Source organism: Pantoea rodasii, from assembly GCF_002095465.1.
In the GTDB taxonomy this organism is placed as follows: domain Bacteria; phylum Pseudomonadota; class Gammaproteobacteria; order Enterobacterales; family Enterobacteriaceae; genus Pantoea; species Pantoea rodasii.
Genome location: NZ_MLFP01000004.1, coordinates 355673 through 376682, shown reverse-complemented (window position 1 = coordinate 376682; position 21010 = coordinate 355673). Strand labels below are relative to the sequence as shown.

Annotated in this window: 19 protein-coding genes, 3 tRNA genes and 1 pseudogene; 13 read left to right on the top strand and 10 right to left on the bottom strand. The window is 53.4% G+C overall.

What is annotated here, in order from left to right:
- Window positions 1–9 precede the first annotated feature (9 nt).
- Both rimI and HA45_RS08215 read right to left on the bottom strand, forming a co-directional pair.
- Window positions 10–450 (bottom strand): ribosomal protein S18-alanine N-acetyltransferase, encoded by a 441-nt coding sequence (gene rimI / locus HA45_RS08220; RefSeq protein ID WP_100704507.1) that lies wholly within the window; start codon window positions 448–450, stop codon window positions 10–12.
- Window positions 422–832, bottom strand: coding sequence for a DNA polymerase III subunit psi (locus HA45_RS08215; RefSeq protein ID WP_100704506.1), 411 nt, complete (start codon window positions 830–832; stop codon window positions 422–424). Before HA45_RS08215 ends, rimI begins: the two co-directional genes overlap by 29 nt.
- A gap of 106 nt (window positions 833–938) precedes the next feature.
- Between HA45_RS08215 and rsmC the strand changes: the two genes are divergently transcribed.
- From rsmC to HA45_RS08195, 4 genes are all read left to right on the top strand, one after another.
- Window positions 939–1973, top strand: a complete 1035-nt coding sequence (gene rsmC, locus HA45_RS08210) for a 16S rRNA (guanine(1207)-N(2))-methyltransferase RsmC (protein ID WP_100704505.1) — start codon at window positions 939–941, stop codon at window positions 1971–1973.
- 140 nt (window positions 1974–2113) lie between these two features.
- Window positions 2114–2200 (top strand) — tRNA-Leu (locus HA45_RS08205).
- Between the two features lie 30 nt (window positions 2201–2230).
- Window positions 2231–2317 (top strand) — tRNA-Leu (locus HA45_RS08200).
- 34 nt (window positions 2318–2351) lie between these two features.
- A tRNA-Leu gene (locus HA45_RS08195) sits at window positions 2352–2438 on the top strand.
- A gap of 97 nt (window positions 2439–2535) precedes the next feature.
- Here HA45_RS08195 and HA45_RS08190 read toward each other — a convergent pair.
- A pseudogene (locus HA45_RS08190) lies at window positions 2536–2821 on the bottom strand (DUF1435 domain-containing protein).
- A 229-nt stretch (window positions 2822–3050) separates the two neighbouring features.
- Between HA45_RS08190 and HA45_RS08185 the strand changes: the two are divergent.
- From HA45_RS08185 to HA45_RS08175, 3 genes are all read left to right on the top strand, one after another.
- A complete protein-coding gene (locus tag HA45_RS08185) occupies window positions 3051–4145 on the top strand; it encodes a GGDEF domain-containing protein (protein ID WP_100704503.1) in 1095 nt (364 codons plus the stop codon).
- 82 nt (window positions 4146–4227) lie between these two features.
- Window positions 4228–5022, top strand: coding sequence for a siderophore-iron reductase FhuF (fhuF, locus tag HA45_RS08180; RefSeq protein ID WP_100704502.1), 795 nt, complete (start codon window positions 4228–4230; stop codon window positions 5020–5022).
- Window positions 5023–5117: 95 nt separating this feature from the next.
- The gene (locus HA45_RS08175) at window positions 5118–5582 is read left to right on the top strand and encodes a YbaK/EbsC family protein (protein WP_100704501.1); all 465 of its coding nucleotides are present in this window, start codon (window positions 5118–5120) and stop codon (window positions 5580–5582) included.
- On the opposite strand, the gene HA45_RS08170 is transcribed toward HA45_RS08175, so the two are convergent.
- From HA45_RS08170 to HA45_RS08155, 4 genes are all read right to left on the bottom strand, one after another.
- The gene (locus HA45_RS08170; RefSeq protein ID WP_100704500.1) at window positions 5579–6832 is read right to left on the bottom strand and encodes an MFS transporter; all 1254 of its coding nucleotides are present in this window, start codon (window positions 6830–6832) and stop codon (window positions 5579–5581) included. The genes HA45_RS08175 and HA45_RS08170 overlap by 4 nt on opposite strands.
- 241 nt (window positions 6833–7073) lie before the next feature.
- Complete coding sequence (locus HA45_RS08165; protein WP_100704499.1) at window positions 7074–8057, bottom strand: nucleoside hydrolase; 984 nt, start codon at window positions 8055–8057, stop codon at window positions 7074–7076.
- A gap of 12 nt (window positions 8058–8069) precedes the next feature.
- Window positions 8070–9092 carry a LacI family DNA-binding transcriptional regulator gene (locus HA45_RS08160; protein WP_100704498.1) on the bottom strand — a complete coding sequence of 341 codons (1023 nt, stop codon included), beginning with the start codon at window positions 9090–9092 and terminating at the stop codon, window positions 8070–8072.
- 77 nt (window positions 9093–9169) lie between these two features.
- Window positions 9170–10564 (bottom strand): MFS transporter, encoded by a 1395-nt coding sequence (locus tag HA45_RS08155; RefSeq protein ID WP_100704497.1) that lies wholly within the window; start codon window positions 10562–10564, stop codon window positions 9170–9172.
- Window positions 10565–11146: 582 nt separating this feature from the next.
- Here HA45_RS08155 and HA45_RS08150 point away from each other — a divergent pair.
- Complete coding sequence (locus tag HA45_RS08150; protein ID WP_100704496.1) at window positions 11147–11701, top strand: histidine phosphatase family protein; 555 nt, start codon at window positions 11147–11149, stop codon at window positions 11699–11701.
- Here the strand turns inward: HA45_RS08150 and HA45_RS08145 are convergent.
- Window positions 11694–12644 (bottom strand): YncE family protein, encoded by a 951-nt coding sequence (locus HA45_RS08145; protein WP_100704495.1) that lies wholly within the window; start codon window positions 12642–12644, stop codon window positions 11694–11696. The two genes, HA45_RS08150 and HA45_RS08145, sit on opposite strands and share 8 nt — an antisense overlap.
- A gap of 415 nt (window positions 12645–13059) precedes the next feature.
- Here HA45_RS08145 and HA45_RS08140 point away from each other — a divergent pair, with 415 nt between their 5' ends.
- Window positions 13060–14073, top strand: a complete 1014-nt coding sequence (locus tag HA45_RS08140) for a glycosyltransferase family 32 protein (RefSeq protein ID WP_100704494.1) — start codon at window positions 13060–13062, stop codon at window positions 14071–14073.
- Here HA45_RS08140 and HA45_RS08135 read toward each other — a convergent pair.
- Window positions 14047–14970, bottom strand: a complete 924-nt coding sequence (locus tag HA45_RS08135; protein ID WP_100704493.1) for a LysR family transcriptional regulator — start codon at window positions 14968–14970, stop codon at window positions 14047–14049. The genes HA45_RS08140 and HA45_RS08135 overlap by 27 nt on opposite strands.
- A 120-nt stretch (window positions 14971–15090) precedes the next feature.
- Here HA45_RS08135 and HA45_RS08130 point away from each other — a divergent pair, with 120 nt between their 5' ends.
- From HA45_RS08130 to HA45_RS08120, 3 genes are all read left to right on the top strand, one after another.
- Window positions 15091–15480 carry a tautomerase family protein gene (locus HA45_RS08130; RefSeq protein ID WP_100704492.1) on the top strand — a complete coding sequence of 130 codons (390 nt, stop codon included), beginning with the start codon at window positions 15091–15093 and terminating at the stop codon, window positions 15478–15480.
- Between the two features lie 214 nt (window positions 15481–15694).
- Entirely contained in the window at window positions 15695–17986 is a 2292-nt protein-coding gene (gene opgB / locus HA45_RS08125) for a phosphatidylglycerol--membrane-oligosaccharide glycerophosphotransferase (RefSeq protein WP_100704491.1), read from the top strand.
- A gap of 199 nt (window positions 17987–18185) precedes the next feature.
- The gene (locus tag HA45_RS08120) at window positions 18186–18698 is read left to right on the top strand and encodes a hypothetical protein (protein ID WP_240629318.1); all 513 of its coding nucleotides are present in this window, start codon (window positions 18186–18188) and stop codon (window positions 18696–18698) included.
- A gap of 32 nt (window positions 18699–18730) precedes the next feature.
- Here the strand turns inward: HA45_RS08120 and HA45_RS08115 are convergent, their stop codons facing one another.
- Window positions 18731–19435: a GNAT family N-acetyltransferase gene (locus HA45_RS08115; protein WP_100704489.1), complete on the bottom strand. Its 705-nt coding sequence runs from the start codon at window positions 19433–19435 to the stop codon at window positions 18731–18733.
- A 102-nt stretch (window positions 19436–19537) separates the two neighbouring features.
- On the opposite strand from HA45_RS08115, the gene pdxR reads away from it, so the two are divergent.
- A complete protein-coding gene (gene pdxR, locus HA45_RS08110) occupies window positions 19538–21004 on the top strand; it encodes a MocR-like pyridoxine biosynthesis transcription factor PdxR (RefSeq protein WP_100704687.1) in 1467 nt (488 codons plus the stop codon).
- Window positions 21005–21010 lie beyond the last annotated feature (6 nt).

Genomic DNA, 21010 nt, shown 5'->3' with positions numbered 1-21010 from the left:
TGTCCCTTTTTACAGTGTTAGCGCCATGATAATGGCATCTTCACGGCCGTTGGCGGTGGGATAGTAGTTGGGTCGTACGCTGACCTGATGAAAATCGAGCTGTTCGTACAGCGCAATCGCCGGATGATTCGAGGCTCGCACTTCCAGCCACAGCGTCATCACATCGCGCTTTTCCAGCTCGACAATCAAATGTTGCAGCAGCTGGCGCGCATAACCGCGGCGCTGGAAATCGGGATCGACCGCAATGTTGAACAGTGAGGCTTCATCCAGCACTACCTGCGTAATGGCGAATCCCGCCAGTTTACCTTCGGCTTCCAGACGATAATTCATAAAACGTTCGCCCTGATTACTGGCAAAGGTTTGCTCGCTCCACGGAAACGCGTGGCTGCGACGTTCAATGGCCAGCAGCTGCGGCTGGTCTTCAGGGGTGACTAAAGAGATGGCTGTCATGGTTACACATCTGTTGCCACAGGGCGCGTTTGGCGGCGCCGCTGCTGATTAATTCATTGAAAACGGCAGTGGAAAACGTGATGCCGTTAAAGGAGTATTCACTTTCGACGCCCAATAACCAACCGGCACAATCCACCTGCTCGGGCAGCATCGGTAGCTGTTCCGGCGTCAGCGTCATCACCTGCGAAGGCTGAATATTCAGGGCACGCAGGACATCGCGAATCAAAGGTTCCTGTAGCGCGGGTGCATGTTCCGCCACCATCACCAGACGCGTATCCGGTGCCAGCGTCACCGCAATTTCGCCCTGCAGCACGCGCGGACGCCGCAATTGGTACTGCGTAATCCCCATTTGCTGTAGAAGCCAGTCGCGCCTTGTGCTCATGCTATTACCCGTTATGCTGCCAGAATGCGACGCTATGCTAGCAAACCCATCGAACATGCGCCAACAAAGCACTATAATCCCCGCTCTGATTTAACAGGAGCGTTCCATGTCTGCTTTTACCCCGGCCAGCGAAGTCATTCTGCGCCACAGTGATGAATTTACCGCCCGCAATGTTTTGTTTGCTGGCGACCTGCAGGATGACCTGCCCGCCCAGCTGGAAACCGCGTCTACACGCGTGCATACCCAGCAATATCATCATTGGCAGAACCTGAGCCGTCGCCTCGGTGAACGTGCGGTTTACAGCATGGTGGCCACTGCCGCTGATGTTGAAGGCTGCGATACGCTGGTTTACTTCTGGTCGAAGAACAAACCGGAAGCACAGTTCCAGCTGCAGAATCTGCTGTCACTGATGCCGGCTGGCTGCGATATTTTCGTGGTCGGTGAAAACCGTGCCGGTGTACGCAGTGCTGAAGGCATGCTGGAAGCGTGGGCGAAGCTGGAAAAAGTCGACAGCGCGCGCCGCTGTGGTCTCTATCACGGCCGACTGGATACACAGCCGACCTTTGATGCCAGCGGCTATGGCAACACTTACATGATCGAACATCTCACCATTCATACCCTGCCGGGTGTGTTTAGCCGCGATGGATTAGATATCGGCAGTGACCTGCTGCTCTCTACGCTGACGCCGCACTTCCGTGGCAAAGTGCTGGATATCGGTTGCGGTAGCGGCGTGCTCGCCACCGTGATGGCGCAGATCTCCCCGCGCATTCGTTTGTGGCTGTGTGATGTGCATGCCGCAGCCATCGAAGCCAGTAAACTGACGCTGGCCGCTAACGAACTGGAAGGTGAAGTGTTTGCCAGTAACGTCTTCTCGGATGTCACCGGCCGTTTCGATATGATCATCTCCAACCCGCCGTTCCACGATGGCCTGCAAACCAGCCTCGATGCAGCCAATACGCTGATCCGCGGAGCGCTGAAGCATCTGAACAGCGGGGGTGAACTGCGCATTGTCGCCAACGCCTTCCTGCCTTATCCGCAGATTCTGGACGAAACCTTCGGCAACCACGAAGTGCTGGCACAGACTGGACGCTTCAAGGTGTATCGTGCGGTGTACGGTCGCGGCGCCAAAACGCGTAAATAACGCATTTTGATCTTCATGACGGTGAAAATGTTGTTTTTTGCAGCAATCGTTTCATCGTCGTGAAATATGTATTGACGCAAAGAGTAAAATCTCTAGAATGCGCCTCCGTGGTTAGCAATACTTAGGGTGTTGCATGGTACGCGACGGTGGCGGAATTGGTAGACGCGCTAGCTTCAGGTGTTAGTGTCCTAACGGACGTGAGGGTTCAAGTCCCTCCCCTCGCACCAATAATCACAAAGTTTATATCATAGCACTGAGCGATGGTGGCGGAATTGGTAGACGCGCTAGCTTCAGGTGTTAGTGTTCTTACGGACGTGAGGGTTCAAGTCCCTCCCTTCGCACCAATGCGATGGTATAAACAAAAAAAGACAACACAATGCGATGGTGGCGGAATTGGTAGACGCGCTAGCTTCAGGTGTTAGTGTTCTTACGGACGTGAGGGTTCAAGTCCCTCCCTTCGCACCACGTTGTCTTACTTTTCTGGCAGTACATCCCAAAAAAGTCAGAAAAAAATATCACGCGCTAAGCGTGATTTTGTCATTTCTGCCGTCCGGGAACGGCATCAGATAATGTGGAAGTTTACGGTGACCGCCGCCGCACCACCCGCTAATGCCAGGCAAGAAGGCAGCAATAAATAGTGCCGCAGGCGATGATGGAACAGCATCACCACGGTCATTAACAGCGCAACGATCATCACCACTCGCCACTGGCTGAAACTTGGTTCCCACAGCGCGAAAATCGGCAATGCCGCACAGGGCAGTAATACCCCCCCAGCCGCTGTCCAGACGTTTACCCATTATCCAGCTCACGCCCCATAAGCCACAGGCAGCCAACATCGCCATGATCATCGCGCAACCCTCAAATGATAAATATTCGTATTATCATATGACAATATTTCTCATCTTGCAGCGAATTTTTTAATATAAGTCACGCCAGATGACAGATTTACTGGAAAATGCTAAATTGCCGCCGATAACTCTTTCGATAACACGACTATAACGTGCTCACTATCCAATTTTCGGGAATATTTCCCTCGGGTAGCGCTTTGATATATCAGGGCTGTCACGAGTAATAATAATGAAATTACAATCTTATGATGAGTTGAAACACAGCAAATATCGGCTTTCGCTGATGCTCTTTTTGTTTTTAAATGTCGCCGTTTCGCTTTTTTGCCTGTTGCCTTTTTTAGGCACAGATAGCCCGGTAAGCTCGCTGCCCGTGGGGATTGTCGCCGCTTTCAGCCTGACGTTGCTCACCGTTTGCTTAGTGGTGCCAAAACAGAAATTACCGCTATTAAATCCTGTCGCATTGATATTAGGTGCGCTGTGGGCGTGGCATATTAACCACAGGTATCATCAGGTTTTTTATTTTGACGGCAGTTTTCTTATCATCAGCCTGTTAAGCGTATTTTTTGTCAGTGCCATTGCGCTAAGTGATTATTTGATCGCATTTTGTTTGCACATTACGCCGCCCGTATTAACCGTGCTGTTATTAGATGATGGTCAGCATTTAATGATGATTATCTTCACGATAACCCTGCCATTAATCGGTTTTTCACTACACCATTTAATGCGCCGCCGTTTTGATACGTTCACCCGTCGCCTGGTGAGCCAGTTGTATGAAGAAAAAGAGAGTTTCAGCGATTTAAGCATGCTGGATCCGCTCACCGGTTTATATAACCGTCGCGGACTGAAGAATCGCCTCGATACCATCCTGGAAAACCATGCGGGCAGTCATTATGTGCTGCTGCTGGATATCGATCACTTCAAAGCCTATAACGACAATTACGGTCACGCGATGGGCGATCAGGCGCTGGCACGAGTCTCAGTGGCAATTCGTGATGCGGTGCGTTCCCGCGATGTGGTGACGCGCTATGGTGGCGAGGAGTTTCTGGTGCTGATGACCAACGTTAACGCGTCGATCGCCATGAAGCTGGCCGAGCGCATTCGTCAGTACGTGGTGGATTTAGAAATCCCGCATCGCTTTAATGAAAAGGTTTCCACTCACGTCACCATCAGTGCCGGCATTGCGCCCATTTTCGCCGATGACTTTGACCAGGCCGTGTCTAACGCGGACCGCGCCCTGTATGTGGCGAAAAATCAGGGACGTAACACCATCCTCGCATGGGAAGATTTGCCTAAGCTGACCCAGGTTTCGAACGACCTTATCTGATGCCATGTTGATGGCATCTTGTACGTATTGTCGGTAACGATTATCATTTGCCTCACGATTCCCGTTTACACTCAGGACCGGCATGCCGATCATCACGCGTCAGGATCATCGCTTCAGCGAACATCCCCTGATCTTTATGCAGAGCGACCGCAGTTTAGCGAGCGCGCTGGAAGATCTGATGCGCGAGCAACGCAGTTATATGCTGGACAACGTCAAACTCGGCCAGGCCGCGCCAGCAGGCACGTTAACGCTGGCAGATTGGTCTACACCTGTACACTATCGCCGTCTGACGCAACGCTACAGCGATTATCTCTATCGTAACCACACCGATGTCCAGCCGGAAGCCAAGCCACTGCAATCACTGTGGGCGCAATGGTATTTTGGCTTACTGTTACCGCCGTTGATGCTGGCGCTATTGCAGGAACCGCGCGCGCTGAAATGCGCCCCGCATCTGATTCACGTCGAGTTCCATGAGAACGGCCATCCTTGCGCGTTCTGGATTGATGTGCAGGAAGATGACGAAGCGCGTTACCTCGGCGCACAACAGCGAATTGATCGCCTGATTCAGCAATGCCTGATCCCCGCCGTCAACGGCATGGCGCAGCACGGTGATATCAATGCCAGGCTCATCTGGAACAACATGGGATTCTCGTTTTACTGGTTCCTGGGCGAATTAAAAAACCAGTTAGCAGAGCCGGTGGTATCGCAACTGGAACTGGCGCTGTTCTATAGCCAAACGCTGCTGGATGGCAGTGATAATCCACTCTACCGCACCATGATCCCGCGTAATGGCAAGATGGAACGCCGCAGCTGCTGCCAGCGCTATCGCATCCCGGATGTTGAACGCTGCGGTAACTGCACGTTAAAAGTGGTTTAACCTGCGCGCATTCTGTTACAGATTCTCTTTTTATCCCGTTTACACTTTTCCGCCCTTGTGGCAGCTTTTAGGCTCTGTTTTTACCGGAGAAAAAAATGAGCCTGGAGTCGGTACGGCACTTCTTTGCCGAACATGCACCGGATATCGACATCATCGAGATGCCGGAGAGCACCGCCACTGTTGAACTGGCCGCACGCGTACATGGCGTGGCGCCGGGACAAATCGCCAAAACCCTGTCGCTGAAAGTGAAAGACGCGATTGTGCTGATCGTCACGCGCGGAGATGCCCGCCTCGACAACCGTAAGCTGAAAGCCGCGCTCGGCGCCAAGGCACGCATGTTAAGTGTCGATGAGGTGGTGAACTGGACCGGGCATCCGGTAGGCGGCGTCTGCCCGTTCGGGTTAGAAAATCCGCTGACCGTCTATTGCGATGTGACGCTGCGCAATTTTGATGAAGTCCTGCCCGCTGCGGGCTCAATTCACAGCGCCGTGCGCATTTCGCCGCAGCGTATGGCTGAATTGACTGCGGCGAAATGGGTCGACGTCTGCGAGGCGATCTAACGCGGTTCGCGCGCCACCGCACCGGATATCTCGATGCCGCGCGTCTCTCGTCCGAAGGCAACAAACACGCAAATCAACACCGCTACCGTGCCGGCAACGATCGCCATTCCGAGGCCATAGTTGCCGCCGTGCGCCTCGGCAATGCGTGACTGCAAGGTGGCATTGACCGAGGCAAGCAGATTACCTAATTGATATACAAATCCGGGCAGCACGGCGCGCGCATTGGAAGGCACCAGCTCGGTGAGATAAGTCGGTACCACACCCCATGCGCCCTGCACCATAAACTGCATCAGAAACGCGCCAATGCCAATCATCCAGGTTCCGCTGGAAAACGCCCACAGCGGCAGTACCGGCAGCGCGAGGAAGGACGCGAGCATAATGGCTTTTTTGCGGCCAATACGTTCTGACAGCGCACCAAAGGTAATTCCGCCCAGCATCGCCGCAATGTTATAGCTGATGGCGATAATGCTCACCGTATGCGGATCAAACTGGTGTTGCACTTTCAGGAAGGTGGGATAGAGATCCTGTGTGCCATGACTGAAGAAGTTAAAGCACGCCATCAGCAACACCATATAAATACAAATTTTCCAGTGTTGGCGAATAATCGGTAAGAGTGCAGTGCTCTCTTTGCGCTCACGCGCCGCCAGCCAAACCGGTGACTCTGGCACTTTGAAATAAATAAACGGCAGCAGCAGAATCGGCAGTGCGCCAATTAAGAACATGCCTCGCCAGCCAATCGCCGAGAAAAACAACCCAAACACAATGGATGCCAACAGATAGCCACACGGATAACCCGCCTGGAAGATGCCGGACATCAGACCGCGCGAGCGATCCGGGATGGTTTCCAGTGCCAAAGACGAGGCAACACCCCAGATACCGCCCATCGCCACGCCGTAAATCACGCGGAAAGCGAGGAACGCCGTGAAGGTCGGTGACCACGCCGAGAGCAGTTCAAACAGCGAGAACATCACAATATTGAGCATTAAAATCGGACGTCGACCATATTTTTCGGCCAGACGACCAAAGATCAATGCACCAATCGGTCGCACCGCCAGCGTGAGCATGATGGCAATGGAAATATCGGAGACGCTGGTGTTGAAATACTGGGCAAGATCGCTGAGTACAAACACCAGAATAAAGAAGTCGAACGCATCCAGCGTCCAGCTGGCGAAACTGGCAAATGCCACGTTTCGCTGGGTCGCAGTCCAGTTGAACATAGGGGTATCCTGTCTGATTAGCTTCCGGTTCATTGACCAGAATTTATTGGAACGTTATCCGGCGAATGATTTCGCTGGTTATTATTGTGTTAACTATTTGTATATAGCATGTCAGAAAGGTGGGCGGCGGCGGGGAATTGTCAGGGAGTGATTCGCGGTGTAAGGAAGCATGTCATTGCACTGCAGGGCAACAGTGCAATGTGTCAGGCCAGGATAAAAGCGGCATTGCAGAACAACCGGTGCGACAACATACGCCGCACGCAGTCATCGGCAATCAGCGTTGTAGCTGATTAAACGCCTTCTCAATCATCTCCAGCAGCAGCGGATTGTTAACGCTGTGCATCACATGCACCAGCGCCCCGGAATGCTCCGGCACGCCAATGTCCAAACGCAGTGGCGAACGGTAGCGCCAGCTCTTGCCGCGTGTGGCTCCTGCACGCAGTTCGATATCAACAAAGTAATCTACGCCATCGGCCACGCGCTGATTCAGCAACCAGGCGATCACCAGCGCATCATGGATCCAGCAGCCCGGCAAATGACGAGTCCGAATCGAGTAGTCAATCCACGGGCGCAGCGTTTCGCGCACAAACTGCGGCAACGGATGATCGTTAGCGGTAAGACGATTAAGATCCTGATGGGTCATCAACGTCTGCGTGGTGGCATCCATCGGCACCAGCGTAATGGTCGCGCCGCTATGCAGCACTTGATGCGCAGCCTCGGGATCAAGACCAAAGTTGGTATCCTTAATGTAATCATCCAGCGCGAAGACCCCGCCCATGATCACAATCTCTGCTACCGATTCGGCCATCTGTGGATAACGCTGCAGCGCCAGCGCCACATTGGTCAGCGGACCAATGGCCACCAGGGTAAACTCACCGGGATTGTCGCAAATCAACTGGCCCATCACGCCTGCGGCATCATTGCCATCCGCGGCAATCAGCTGCGGTTTACGCACCCCTCGCCATAGCTCACCCAACGCCGCGTCCTTGACACCATCCAGGCGCGCGCGCCAGGGGGCGGGATCTTCACGTAGCGCCTGCAACGCGCCCTGCACCACCGGAATGTTGAGTCCCAATCGCTTGAGTAAATCTTTGGCGACCTGGGCGCCCACCGCGCTCGGCGTATTGCCCGTCACGGTGGTAATCAGTTCAACCGATAACGACGGTGACGCCAACGCCAGTGCCAGCGCCAGGCCGTCATCGGTGTTCGCACCCGCTATTCCATTCCCCGGATCACAATCAATAATCAGTCTTTTCATCGTCTTATAGGTTTATTTATGTTGAATAAGCGGGCAACCGCAGGACTCACCGATCTCAAGATGGTGAGGAAACTCCGCGAGTTTTGCCTCGCCATCCCAATTTTTCAGCATGGCGATGGCGCTGCGTGCCATTTCGCGCAATGGCTGGCGTGCAGTGGTCAGCGTGGGCACGTGGAAGGCGGACTGATCGGTTCCGTTAAAACACACCAGCGCGACATCCTGCGGTACCCGTAAACCGTGCTCAGAAAGCGCGCGGATGCAGCCAATCGCCTGGCCTTCATTACTGGTAAACAGCGCGCGCGGTACGCGTCCGCTGGCAACCATACGTTTGGCAGCGTCATAACCGCCCTGCCGCGTGTAGCTGGCCGGGAAAATCAGCGCCTCATCGACCTGCAGGCCTTGTTCTGCCATGGCATCGCGCCAGCCTTCAATACGATCCTGCGCGTTGAGCATCTCCAGCGGACCGCTGATCATGCCAACTTGCTGATAACCGTGGCTGAGCAGATGCGCTGTGACCTGTCGTGATGCCTCGCGCTCGTTCACCCGCAACATACTGACGCCGGGACGCGGCTCCACACGATCCAGCATCACAAACGGGGTTCCGCTGGCCTGAATCACATCAATGTAAGGATGGCGGTCAACGCTGTTGTAAAACAGGCCATCGACCTGACGATTCAACAGGCCCTGAATCAGCTCCAGCTCGCGTTTACGATCGTCTCCGGCATCGCCCAGCAGCATGACGTGACCGTGATCCAGCGACTCCTGCAGCAGCACATGCGCCATGGAAGCCACGAACGGGTTACTGATATTCGGCACCACCAGACCAAAGGTTTTGGTGCTGCCGGAAGCTAATGCACGCGCCACCGCATTTGGCCGATAGCCCGTATGCTTGATCGCCTCCAGCACGCGCTGGCGGGTGGCTTCTGCCACCGGGCGCGGACCGTTATTAATCACGTAGCTCACCACCGCCACTGAGGTGCCAGCGGCTTTTGCCACATCACTGCGTGTCACATTTCCAGTTGGGGATTTCGCCAATGCTCTTGCCTCTGCATCAAATGCCTTAGGCCGGAATATCCGGCCTAAGCAATATTTCATTCACCTTTGCATGCGTGTCAGATCGCATCTTCCGGCAGATTCAGATCGCGTCCACGCGTTTCCGGTGCCACAAACGTCGTGAGGAAACCGATGGTCGCCATTGCCGAGAAGTAGACGGCTATTGCCCACCAGTGTCCGGTGAACGACAACAATGCCGCTGCCACTAAAGGTGCTGTACCACCCGAAAGAATAGACCCCAACTCTTTCGCCACCGCCATTTTGGTGTAACGGTGTTTGACACCAAACATCTCCACGCCCCAGGCCGCCTGAACACCAAAGATGCCCAGCGAAGCCAGGGCCATGCCGACCACCATCACGCTGATTACAATCGCCGGATCGCGGCTGTCCATCAGGCTAAAGGCCGGCCAGGCGTAGATCATCAGCAGCAGGCAAAAGCCGCGATAGGTGATGCGCCGACCGAACCGGTCTGATAACCAGCCGGCAAAAGGAATGATCAGGAAACCGAGTAACGAGGCGATGAATACCGCTTTGGTCGGTACCGATTTATCCAGCATCAGTACTTTGGCGACGTAACCGACGATAAAGCCCTGAGCTAAATAGGATGGGCCGTTTTCGCCGATGCGCAGACCCACCATGGTCAAGAAAGCACGACTGCGCTGCCAGAAACCGCGGGTATCCACCTCGACTGCAGCCTGCTGCAGAGTGACCTGCCGTTCGGCCTGCAGTTCTGCCTGCTGGCGTTCAAACACCGGCGTTTCACGCAGATGACGACGCAGCCACAAAGCCACCACCGCAATCAGCACACTGCTGAGGAACGGAATACGCCAACCCCAGGCGAGCAAACTCTCTTTATCCATTTGAATCACTGCCAGCCACACCAACGAGGCAATCAGCGTGCCGCTGTTAGAACCCAAAGCAATGACAGAAGAGACCAGACCACGACGCTCAACGGGTGCATATTCACCCAACATCACGGTGCCGCCAGAAAGCTCAGCGCCCGCACCCAGCCCCTGGCTAAAGCGCAGTAATACCAGACAAGCCGGTGCCCAAACGCCAATGGTGGCATAGGAGGGAATCAAACCAATTAATGTGGTGGATGCGCCCATCAGGATGATAGTGGCGATCATCACCGTTTTGCGGCCTTTGCGATCGCCAATCCAGCCAAACAGCAGTGCGCCTATCGGACGGGCAATAAAGCCCACCGACCAGGTGGCGAAACTGGAAAGCAGCGCCATGGTGGGTGTGGCATTAGGGAAGAAAACATCGCCAAAAATAATCCCCGCAGCCAGACCATAGAGCGCGAAATCCGCGTACTCCATTGCCGTGCCCAGCCAACAGGAGAAGGTGGCGCGCCAGAAATCTTTGCGGCCAGAGGGAGTTTCCAGCCGCGCATCGGCAGCTGAAGAGGAACTCAGTGAGGTTTGTTGCGAAACGGATTCATGTACCGTCATAACCCTTTCCCTGAAAATAGGTGAAAACAGCAAACGCCCTTCCGTGGGACGGTTTCCATGCAACAAGCGAAACACCCCGGTGACGACGTTCAGTAGGCAAACCTGGATGAAAGTAAAAGAACTCCCTGGTGTTGGAATTCACTCATCCGCCTTTTCTCGCCGATGTTTTTTCCATCGATCGCATTAGCAAGGCAAATGTAACTGGGTCATCTCAAGGCCAACGTTGTCTTCGGCACCGCGAGCTATCACTGTGGATACAGTCTATCTACGCGCGTAGATAAATCAAGTGATAAAAGTGAAAACAATTAATTTATCTTCACTATAGTTCGAGATTAAAAGACAAAAATGGCGTTAATTCATGACATTACATCTAATGCGCGCAGGCAAATAATCGTTGAACACCCTGAAATTAACGATTATTGCTTATCATTAGCTGAGTGGCGGCTGATTCTTCATCGCGTTTTTTTTTCGCACAAATCAGTTAAGCTTTGATGACAATTGCGAATTATTCTTAAATCCCTGCCGCACATGCCGTTCGGCTACCACCTGCATTACACTGGATAAAAATGACTCAGGACGCTTATGACTATCATCCTCATGCGACATGGCAAACCTGACCATCCAGTGAGCGGACGCTTTTCGGCGCAAGCGCTGGCCGACTGGTGTGAAGGTTACGATTTGGCCGCTATCTGCGACTCGCCGCCGCCGCGCAGTATGGCGATTGCCCGCGAGGCTAGCGTGATTGCCTCCAGCCCGCTGCCGCGTGCTCGTTCGTCGCTGGCGCGCCTGGGTTTGCAACCGCATGACGTGGATGAGGTGTTTAGTGAAGTCGCCATGCCCATGCTGCCGTTTGAACGGCTGCATTTGCCCCTCACCGTCTGGCTCGCGCTGCTGCGTCTGCTGTGGTTATGCGGCTATGCCGGACATGTCGAATCGGTAACACATGCGCGTCAACGTGCACGCCAGGCAGCAGACAAGCTGGTGGCATTATCCAAACAGGGAACGGTATTGCTGGTTGGCCACGGCATCATGAACAAGTTAATTGCCCGTGAACTGCGTAAACGCGGCTGGCAGGCAGAAAAACATGCCAGCAGCCGCCACTGGAGCAGTGCGATTTACCACCGACCGTTTATTTGAGATGGAAATAGCTCAGCACTTCACAGCCCGTTCCCGCCGTCGGCGTGGCAATCACCTTCATCTGCTGTAAATCAATCACACTCAGCGAACCATCGCCTTCGTTGGCGATTAACAGCGTGTGGTTGTCTGCGCTGAAACAGCCATCCATTGGCTTATTGCCCACCTGAATGTCACCTAATGGATTGAGCAGATCGTCAAACAGCGTGATCAGCGGTTCCTGATCGCCAATCGCCACCAAACGCTCACCGTTGGCGCTGAAGCGCACGACCTGGCACGGCTGTTGGTGAGCCGGTAATTTAATGCGCTGGCGAACGCGATGACTTTGGCGATCGACCACATACAGTAACGGCGCATCTGCAGCACTTGCCACCAGATAGGGATGCTTAGGAGAAGCCGCGATCCCTGAAATGGGTCCGGGCAGCAAAATGTTGTCGATGATGCGCCCTTCTGTCTCGCATAAATCCACTACCGTAATGCTGGCGTCCTCTTCGTTTTCGGTAAACAACTTACGCCCGCTGGGGGAGAGCGTCAGACGATGGGCATTGTGCGATGGCAGCTTAATGATTTTCTCTACCCGATCGCTCTGCGGATCGATAACTGCGACGGCCGCGCTGTTTTCACAGCACAGATACACTTTCCCATCGCGCCCCAATTGCCCACTGTGCGGCGACTGCAAAGGCGATAAATCTATAAATCCGCTGATCTGCCGCAAGCGCAAATCGATGACGGCCACTTTGTGACCTGGGTGCGGGTTATCCCCGTGAATGCCGTCACCGTAAATCGGCACATACGCTTTCTCAAGTTCGGGCAGCATCAGCAACTCATGCGGACGCGGCGGAAACGCATTCAGCTCCTGCTGCACGGCAAAGGTGTCGGGATCGAGAAACAGTACCCGATTCCCTTGTTTATCGACCGCCAGTAATCCACGGTTGTGTGGCTGCATAGTGCCTCCTTTGTGTTAACCACCTTGTTTAAGCGTAGTTAACCTGCATCAACAAGGGGAAAATCCAGACCAGGCCAACGAAAAATGCAGTCCTCTTAAACGGTTTCATTCTGGACGATTTTTATCTAAGCCACAGCCTGTGCTGTGCCCAGGTTATTTTATTAGGAATAGTCCTAACGCCGATTAATTATAGAATTAGTCATCCATTCAATTATTTCTGCGAAATTTTATGCTTAACGGATCCTTCATTTTCCGGTTTATCTGAAAGCAAAAAAAGTGATAGCCTCTAAGGCCAGAATGTTTTATTAAGCTGAGGTGAGTACTTTTTACACACAGCCGTGAGGAAACATAAGAGCGCAAAAGCTGCCAGCATCAGGGAATCCTTGCCACCATAATCACAATAATCAGGTGCATCATGAATAAAAAACGTCTCCAGCCAGCGCTCGCGCTCTGGCACAACTGGAAAAGAATTGCCTTTACCAGCCAGACATTACTGCAGAAAAAACAGCATACTGCGCTCTGCGCGCCGGAGTACGATCCCAGCGAAGAGGACAATATCGTGTTGTTTTCTGGCGAGAAAGCATTGCCAGAAATCCCGAAAAAAGTCTGGATGTATTGGGACGATGAATATTTGCCTAAATCGATGATGTTGAATATTCAAAAACTACGCAAAGATAATCCTGACCACGATATTCATTTACTTAACCGATTAACGGTAAAAGAAGTTTTGCCCGATTTTATTTTCACTTCAACCCAATTAAGCGAACAACAAAAAAGTGAAGTGATTCGTCTGGAACTGTTATTACGTTATGGCGGCATTGCCATTGATTGCAGTACGCTGTTATTTGAAGATTTGTCGTGGGTGCATCGTGCTCATCAAGAACGCAGCATGGATGTGATTGGTTACTATCGTGAAATTTCCACCGTCAATTATCTGGCGCCGGTGATTGAAAACTGGTTCCTGGCAGCAGCACCGAACAACCCGTTTATTCGTGAATGGCAGAAACAGTACGCGCCAATCAAACATCTTGGTGAACAGAATTACTTTCATGAACTGACTAAGCGCGATGACTATGCACTGCTGACGCAAAAGATTGACCAACCGCAGCAGCAATTAGGTTCTCTGGCGCAGCAAGCGGCGATGCGGGAATACCGTCGAGTGAATCTCTACCTGCGCAAGTGCGAAGCCAACGCTTACTATTATCAGCGGTTGAGCGGCTGGAAAAGCGAAGCGTTTGCCCATGCCATCCTGTTCAATCAGCGCCCACTGACACCCCCGCCGGTGATTAAGTTAAGCGGCAACGAGCAGTTGCACCTCGACTTCAACCTGCGGCTGGGAAATTACAACCGCAGCAGCCTGTTAGGTGAAATGATGCAACCGCCGGCTACCCTGACGCTGGCATCACCCATCAACAAAGCGCGCGCGTAACCAGTGGATAAAAGTGGTCACCGCCCGTGGCACCTGTGCGGCATACGGGCGTACCACCCAAAGTCTATCGGCGAAGGCATCCACGGTACGCCACTGCGGCAATACCTGTTGCAGCGTACCTGCGGCCAGCGCCGCAGTGGCACTGAAATCCGGTAGCATCGCAATACCTAATCCCTGCAGTGCCGCGTCACGAATGGATTCGCTGTTATTGGTGGCAAAGTTGCCCTGAATCTTCACCTGGACCGTTTCGCTCCCGCCGCTCACCGGGCGAAAGCGCCACTGGGGTGATTCCAGCCCGCGCGGGTAGTACAAACAGTTATGCTGCTGCAACGCTTCGGGCGTTTGCGGTACGCCGTTTTGTGCCAGATAAGCCGGTGACGCCACCAGCAGCGCCTGTGTTTCACACAGTGGCAGCGCCACGTGGGTTTCAGGCAGCGTCTGACTGTGGCGGATAGCCAAATCAAACCCTTCACTACCCAGCGATACCAGACGGTCAGTGACATCCAGCTGCAAGCGCACCTGCGGATATTCCCGCAGAAAATCACCAATCATCGGCACCAGCTGCTGGCGTGCAAACGCCACCGGCGCGCTCACCCGCACTAAACCACGCACCGGCCCCGCCTCATCACGCACGCTAAAAAAGCTCTGGGCGATGCGCGCGAAGGGATCGCGCAGCTCATCCACCAGCTTTTCGCCGGCCGAGGTCAGACGCACGCTGCGCGTGGTGCGTTGCACCAGTGACACGCCCGCCATCTCTTCCAGCTCTTTAATTTTTTGGCTCATGGCCGCTTTGCTGACATCTAATCGTTCAGCAGCACGCGTAAAACTGCCCAGTTCAGCCAGCACCGTTAACCAGTGCAAATGCACCCAAAGCGCATCAGTTTTGATTTCTTTCATATGGATTGTTCAAAATAATAAATAATCATTTCAACCAGCGCGCTTTTTCTTTCCTGCAGCAAGCGGCAGCATAGAGCCACATCCTACTCTTATCTTGTGAGCAAAAACGAGGGTTTATTTATGCCATTACTGACATTTGACGTGATTCAGGGCCGTTCTGAATCAGAGTTACGCACTTTATTGGATGCCGCGCACCGCGCCGTATTAACCGCGTTCAAAGTACCCGCACGCGATCGCTATCAGATTGTTCATGAAAATAAACGCTACCAGATGGTATTCCAGGATACCGGGCTGGGTTTCGAACGCAGCGATAATCTGGTGATGGTACGTGTTTACACCAGCCCGAGAAGTGAAGAACAGAAGACGCTGTTTATGGCAGAGTTAGCCCGCGAGTTGCAGGAAAACTGTGGCGTGAAGGGTAGCGATCTGATGATCAGTTTTATCACCAACAGCAAAGGTGACTGGAGCTTTGCTGACGGTGAAGCACAGTATCTTACGGGTAAACTCTGATCGCACTTCCTCCCCCTCGCTGGCAGCAACCCGAGCGTTGCTGCCAGGTCAAACCATAGCCAATCTAAACCCGTCTTAAACGAATCGGAACGCGCCGCACAAATCTGTTTGCTTATGTTGCAGCCCTGTGACAGCCCATATAAATTGTCGCATAACCCCCAAAGAGGGCCGAGGGCGCAAGGATGGCGTCACTATTTAATGTGAGGATCAAACCTTGTCCGAATTGGTTTCGGTTATACTCTTTTTGGCTGCGATCGCCGTTTACTCCTACAAAGCCGGGCGAAATAAATTCTGGTTTATCCTGATCTTAGTGTTACTCACGCTGTTTATCGTGCTCAATGCCACGCTGTTCGCCAGTAACTATTTTACCGGCGATGGCATCACCGATGCCGTGCTGTACACCCTGACCAACAGCCTGACCGGCGCGGGTGTCAGTAAATATGTGGTGCCCGCGATTGGATTAATCATTGGCCTGTTTTTGCTGTTTTGCCTGCTTTCCTGGCTACTGCGCCGCCGTAAACGGCCGCATCACCTAGGCTGGAGTCTACTGGCTATTGCCTGCGCTGCCGGTTCAGTGCAAACCACACCTGCATTTCGCCAGGTGAAGGATCTGATTGCCTCGCACTCACGTCTGGCCGACTCTGATTTCGACAACTACTACATCGCGCCCGGTAAAGTGATTCAGGAGCCAAAGCTCAATTTGGTCTATATCTACGGTGAAAGCCTGGAACGCACTTACTTTGATCAGCAAGCATTTCCTGGACTGGCACCTGAACTGAGTCGGGAGAAAGACCAAAGCATTGATTTCAGCGAAACCGAGCAGTTACCCGGCACGGACTACACCATCGCGGGGATGGTCGCTTCGCAATGTGGCATTCCGCTGTTTGCGCCTTTTGATGGTAATGCCTCAGCCGCGCTTTCCAGCTTCTATCCTCAGAATATTTGCCTGGGCGATATCCTGAAGAATTCTGGCTATGAAAACTGGTTTATTCAGGGTGCCGATCTGCGCTTTGCGGGCAAGGACACGTTCTTACTGTCACACGGCTTCGCCCCGGCACACATGTACGGTTCAGAAGAGTTAAAGAGCCGGGTTGCCGATCCTGGCTACCGCAATAACTGGGGTTTTTACGACGACACGGTGATGGATGAAGTGTTTGAGAAGTATGAGGAACTGTCGCGCCAGCAAAAACGTTTTGCTCTGTTCACGTTGACGGTGGATACCCATCATCCAGACGGCTTTATCTCACGTAGCTGTCAGCGAAAAAGTTACAGCTACGACGGGAAACCGAACCAATCCTTCAGTGCAGTTGCCTGTTCACAGGAACATGTTGCTCGTCTGATAGAGCGTATTAAAGCCTCGCCCTGGTTTAAAAACACCGTCATCGTGGTCAGTTCGGATCATCTGGCCATGAACAACACCGCGCATCAGTATCTGATCAAACAGCCGCGACGCGATTTGTTTATGGTGATCCGCGGCGACCAGCCGCAGGCAGAAGTCATGGATGGTAAACGCAGCACGCTGGATAACGGCGCAACGGTGCTGGATATCCTCGGCGGTGATAAAGCCATTGGCCTCGGCCGTAGCGGCCTGTCCTCGACTTCGCTATCCGCGCAGTTTGATGACATGGCTCAGAAAGTTACCGCGTGGAAAGCCGATATCATTCAACTGTGGAATTTCCCCAGCAAGCTGGATGCCTTTACCATTGATCAGCCTAAAAACACCTTCAGCTTCTCCGGCTCAACATTTAAATTGCCGATTCTCTTCCGCGTAGGGCAGGATCGCGTCGAGCCACTGCCAGAAGGCGAATACTCGGCGCCGCTGCGTTACCAGCTCGCGGACTTCACCGCTGCGGATAAATTTGTCTGGGTCGATCGCTGTTTTAAAATGGGTCGTTTATGGCAGCCTGATTTAGCGCTCTCTTCCGATCTCTGCGTCGCGATGGGCCAGATGGGCGCAAAACCCACGGTGACGCGTATTGATAAGCCGCAGTGGAAAGGCAAAGCCATTTTTCCAAAAGCCGAGGTGAGCGCCGCAACGTATCAGCTTAACGAGCAGCAGATCCGCGTGGAGGATAATGCCATCCGTTATCCTGCCGACAGCTTCCTGCTAACCGTGCCGGGGGCGCCTAACAGCGTGAAAGCGTTCTCAGGAATATCCCGTCCAGAGCTGTGGGGGCGTTGGTCCAATGCCAATTTGGCGCCTGAAGTGAACATCGAATATATCGATGCTTTACCTGCTCGCTTTGATGTGGAGATTACCGCACGCGCCTTTGGCCCCAATGCACATCGACCTATTCCGGTTCGCGTGGGCGATGAAGAGCAGGTACTGAATCTGGGCGATGAGTTCTCCACGACCACGCTGCACTTCAGCAATCCTAACGGCAGCCACAACCTGACGATTACACCGCCCGAGCCGCAGCTCTCTAATGAAGGCAATATCACCGGCCAGGATCCGCGTAAATTAGGCATTGGCATGGTGGATATAAAAATTATTCCGCAGCCGTAACGTTGACCCAATCGCGATAAACCAAGGCCTGCCAATGCGCAGGCCTTTTTCATTAGCCATTCCCGTTACTTGTTGTAAGCATTGATTTTTTTCGAGACAGCGCGCAAAATCCACATCGTAACATTGAGGAACTATCACCCACTGGATAGGCTTCCATCTTCACGGAAAGACACCAGAGGAAATAAGGATGATATTGACAATGCTTAACACTCATAAAGCCTATAAAGCGTTGCAGGACGCGGGCGTTGCGGACAAGCAGGCCGAAGTTATGGTGGATATTTTTGCTGAAATGCAGCAAGAGAATACCTTAACCAAATTCGACTTATCGCAAGCAATGGAAACCCTGGCACGGGAACAAAGAGCAACCAACCATCGCATTGATTCTCTTGAAGGGCGTGTCGACAAATTCGAAACGGAGGTCAATCAGCGATTTGACAAAATCGATGCAAGATTTGAGAAAATCGACCAGAGATTTGAAAAAATTGACCAGAGGTTTGAGAAAATTGACCAGAGGTTTGAGAAAATCGACCAAAGGTTTGAGAAAATTGATGAAAAACTCGAACAGCACGATGCTAAATTTAACGAATTAGATCAACGCATGCAGATTGGTTTTGCGGAGCTAAAACAAGACAATGTCTGGATGAGGCGCATCATGTTTACTATCGCCACCACATTGATCGCGTTTACCACCAAATATATGTTAAGCAACTGAACCGGGCATCTCACCCGGCTGTCGACATGCTCTTAGCGCAGCGCCTGCAACTTTGCGCGCTGCGTTCCATCCTCATTGAAATTGTCTGCTGCCAGCCAGCGCTCAAAGGCCTGTTTCAACTGCGGCCACTCCCCATCAATAACGGAGAACCAGCAGGTGTCGCGGCTGCGGCCTTTGTATACGATTGCCTGACGAAAGATGCCTTCAAACTGGAAACCCAAGCGTAATGCTGCCAGGCGTGAGGGTAGATTGCAGCTGTCGCATTTCCATTCGTAGCGACGATAGCCTAGCTGATCAAAGGCATAGCGCATCAGCAGATAGTGCGCTTCCGTTGCCATGCGGGTTTGCTTAAGCAGCGGTGAAAACGCCACATGCCCCACTTCCATCACACCGTGCGTGGTGTCGATGCGCATCAGCGCCAACGTCCCGACTGCACGCTGGCTGTGCAGATCAATCACCGCGAAATGCATTGGGTCGCGTCCCTGCTCAATTTTGCGGGCATTGGCCAGATAGGCCTCCTCATCGGCGAAAGGCTCAGCAAACATATAGGTCCAGTCGCGCCCGTCTCTCGCCTGTGCATAAGCAGCATAAAGATCGCGAGCGTGGCGTTGCGCACTCAAGGGTTCCAGGCGGCAGTAGTGGCCGGTGAAAGTCTCATAAGACGGCCAGCTGCATGGTTGCCAATCCGGCAATGGTGCACCAACCGGTTGTCCGAAGGTATTGGTGTGTTGCGTCATAGTCCAGTTCCCTGTTTGTCTAAGCCTGTTGCACAGCGTGCCACTTAACTGGCATGTTAAAAAGCACCACATTCGATAAAATCTATGGGTCCACAAATCACCATGAACGATCGCGAGCTGCACAATCTATTACTGGCCCCGCTGGCGGCTCGCAGCGATCTGACGCTGCAACAGCAGCTTCTGCAGCGGTTTAAGCAAGCCATTCTGAACGGTGTGCTCTCAGCGGGTACGCGTTTACCGGCCACACGCCAGCTGGCTGCCGATCTCAGCGTGTCACGCAATACCGTTACCGGTGTTTGGGCGCAGTTGCAGGCGGAGGGGTTTATCGTGAGCGACCGCCAGGGCAGCCACATCAGTTCAATCGCGCAACTGCCGGTCGCCAGGCGCCATGATGTCAGTGAATGCGCGATAGCGCTGTCACCGCGCGTTGCGCAGCTCCGTTCTGGTCATCGCATTCTGAGTCAGGAGCTGGCGCTGCGTCCGGGTATTCCTGCACTCGCACACTTTCCGCTTGCCCAGTGGCGACGTACGCTCAATCGAGTGATGCAGCACTCGCCACAGCAACTATTAGGGTATGGCGATCCTCTGGGCGAGCATTCCTTGCGTGAAGCGCTGGCACAGCATCTGGCTGTGGCACGCGGCGTGCGTTGTACCGCTGAGCAAATCGTGATCACTGAAGGTGCGCAGCAGGCGCTAACGCTGTGTGTATCGCTACTCAGCCAACGTGGCGACATTGGCTGGGTTGAAGAACCCGGCTATCGCGGTGCCAAAGCCGCAATGCGCCTCGGTGACATGCGTATTGAACCTATTGCGGTGGATGCGCAGGGCTTATCCCCGCAATCCAGCGATTGGCAACAACGTCCGCCACGCCTGATTTACACCACACCAACCCACCAATATCCTACTGGCGTGGTGATGAGCGCACCGCGTCGTCTGGCACTGCTCGCGGCGGCACAGCAACATCAGAGCTGGATTATTGAAGACGATTACGACAGTGATTTCCGTTACAGCGGTGAGCCCATCGCGGCAATGCAGGGAATGATGCAGCCCACGCCGGTTATTTACGTGGGATCCTTCAGTAAAACGCTATTCCCGGCGCTGCGCATCGGATTTATGGTGTTGCCCCCTCAGCTGGTGCCACTCTTGCGTCCGGCGTTACACGAACTGTTGCGCGGGGGTAACCGTCCTGAACAGATAGCGCTCGCGCGGTTCCTCAGCAGCGGCGACTATGGTCGGCACTTAAGCAAAATGCGTCGTTTATATCGTCAGCGTCAGGGCTACTTGCGAGAGGCGTTACAGTTAGCATTGGGTGCGCAGGTGCGGCTGTTGGGCGGCGATTGTGGCATGCATCTGGTGCTGAGTTTGTCTGATGAACAACAGGATGTGGCGTTGGTGGATCACTTAATCCCCCGGGGTTACGCGCCTGGCGCATTGTCGAGCTTTTATATCGGGCAGGAAAAGCAACAAGGGTTGGTGCTGGGCTACGGCAACACCAGTAGTAGCCAGATTATCGCGGGCGTCGCGCAAATTGCGCAATGCGTAACAGTAATCGAACGTGGGCGCACCTGAGCACGC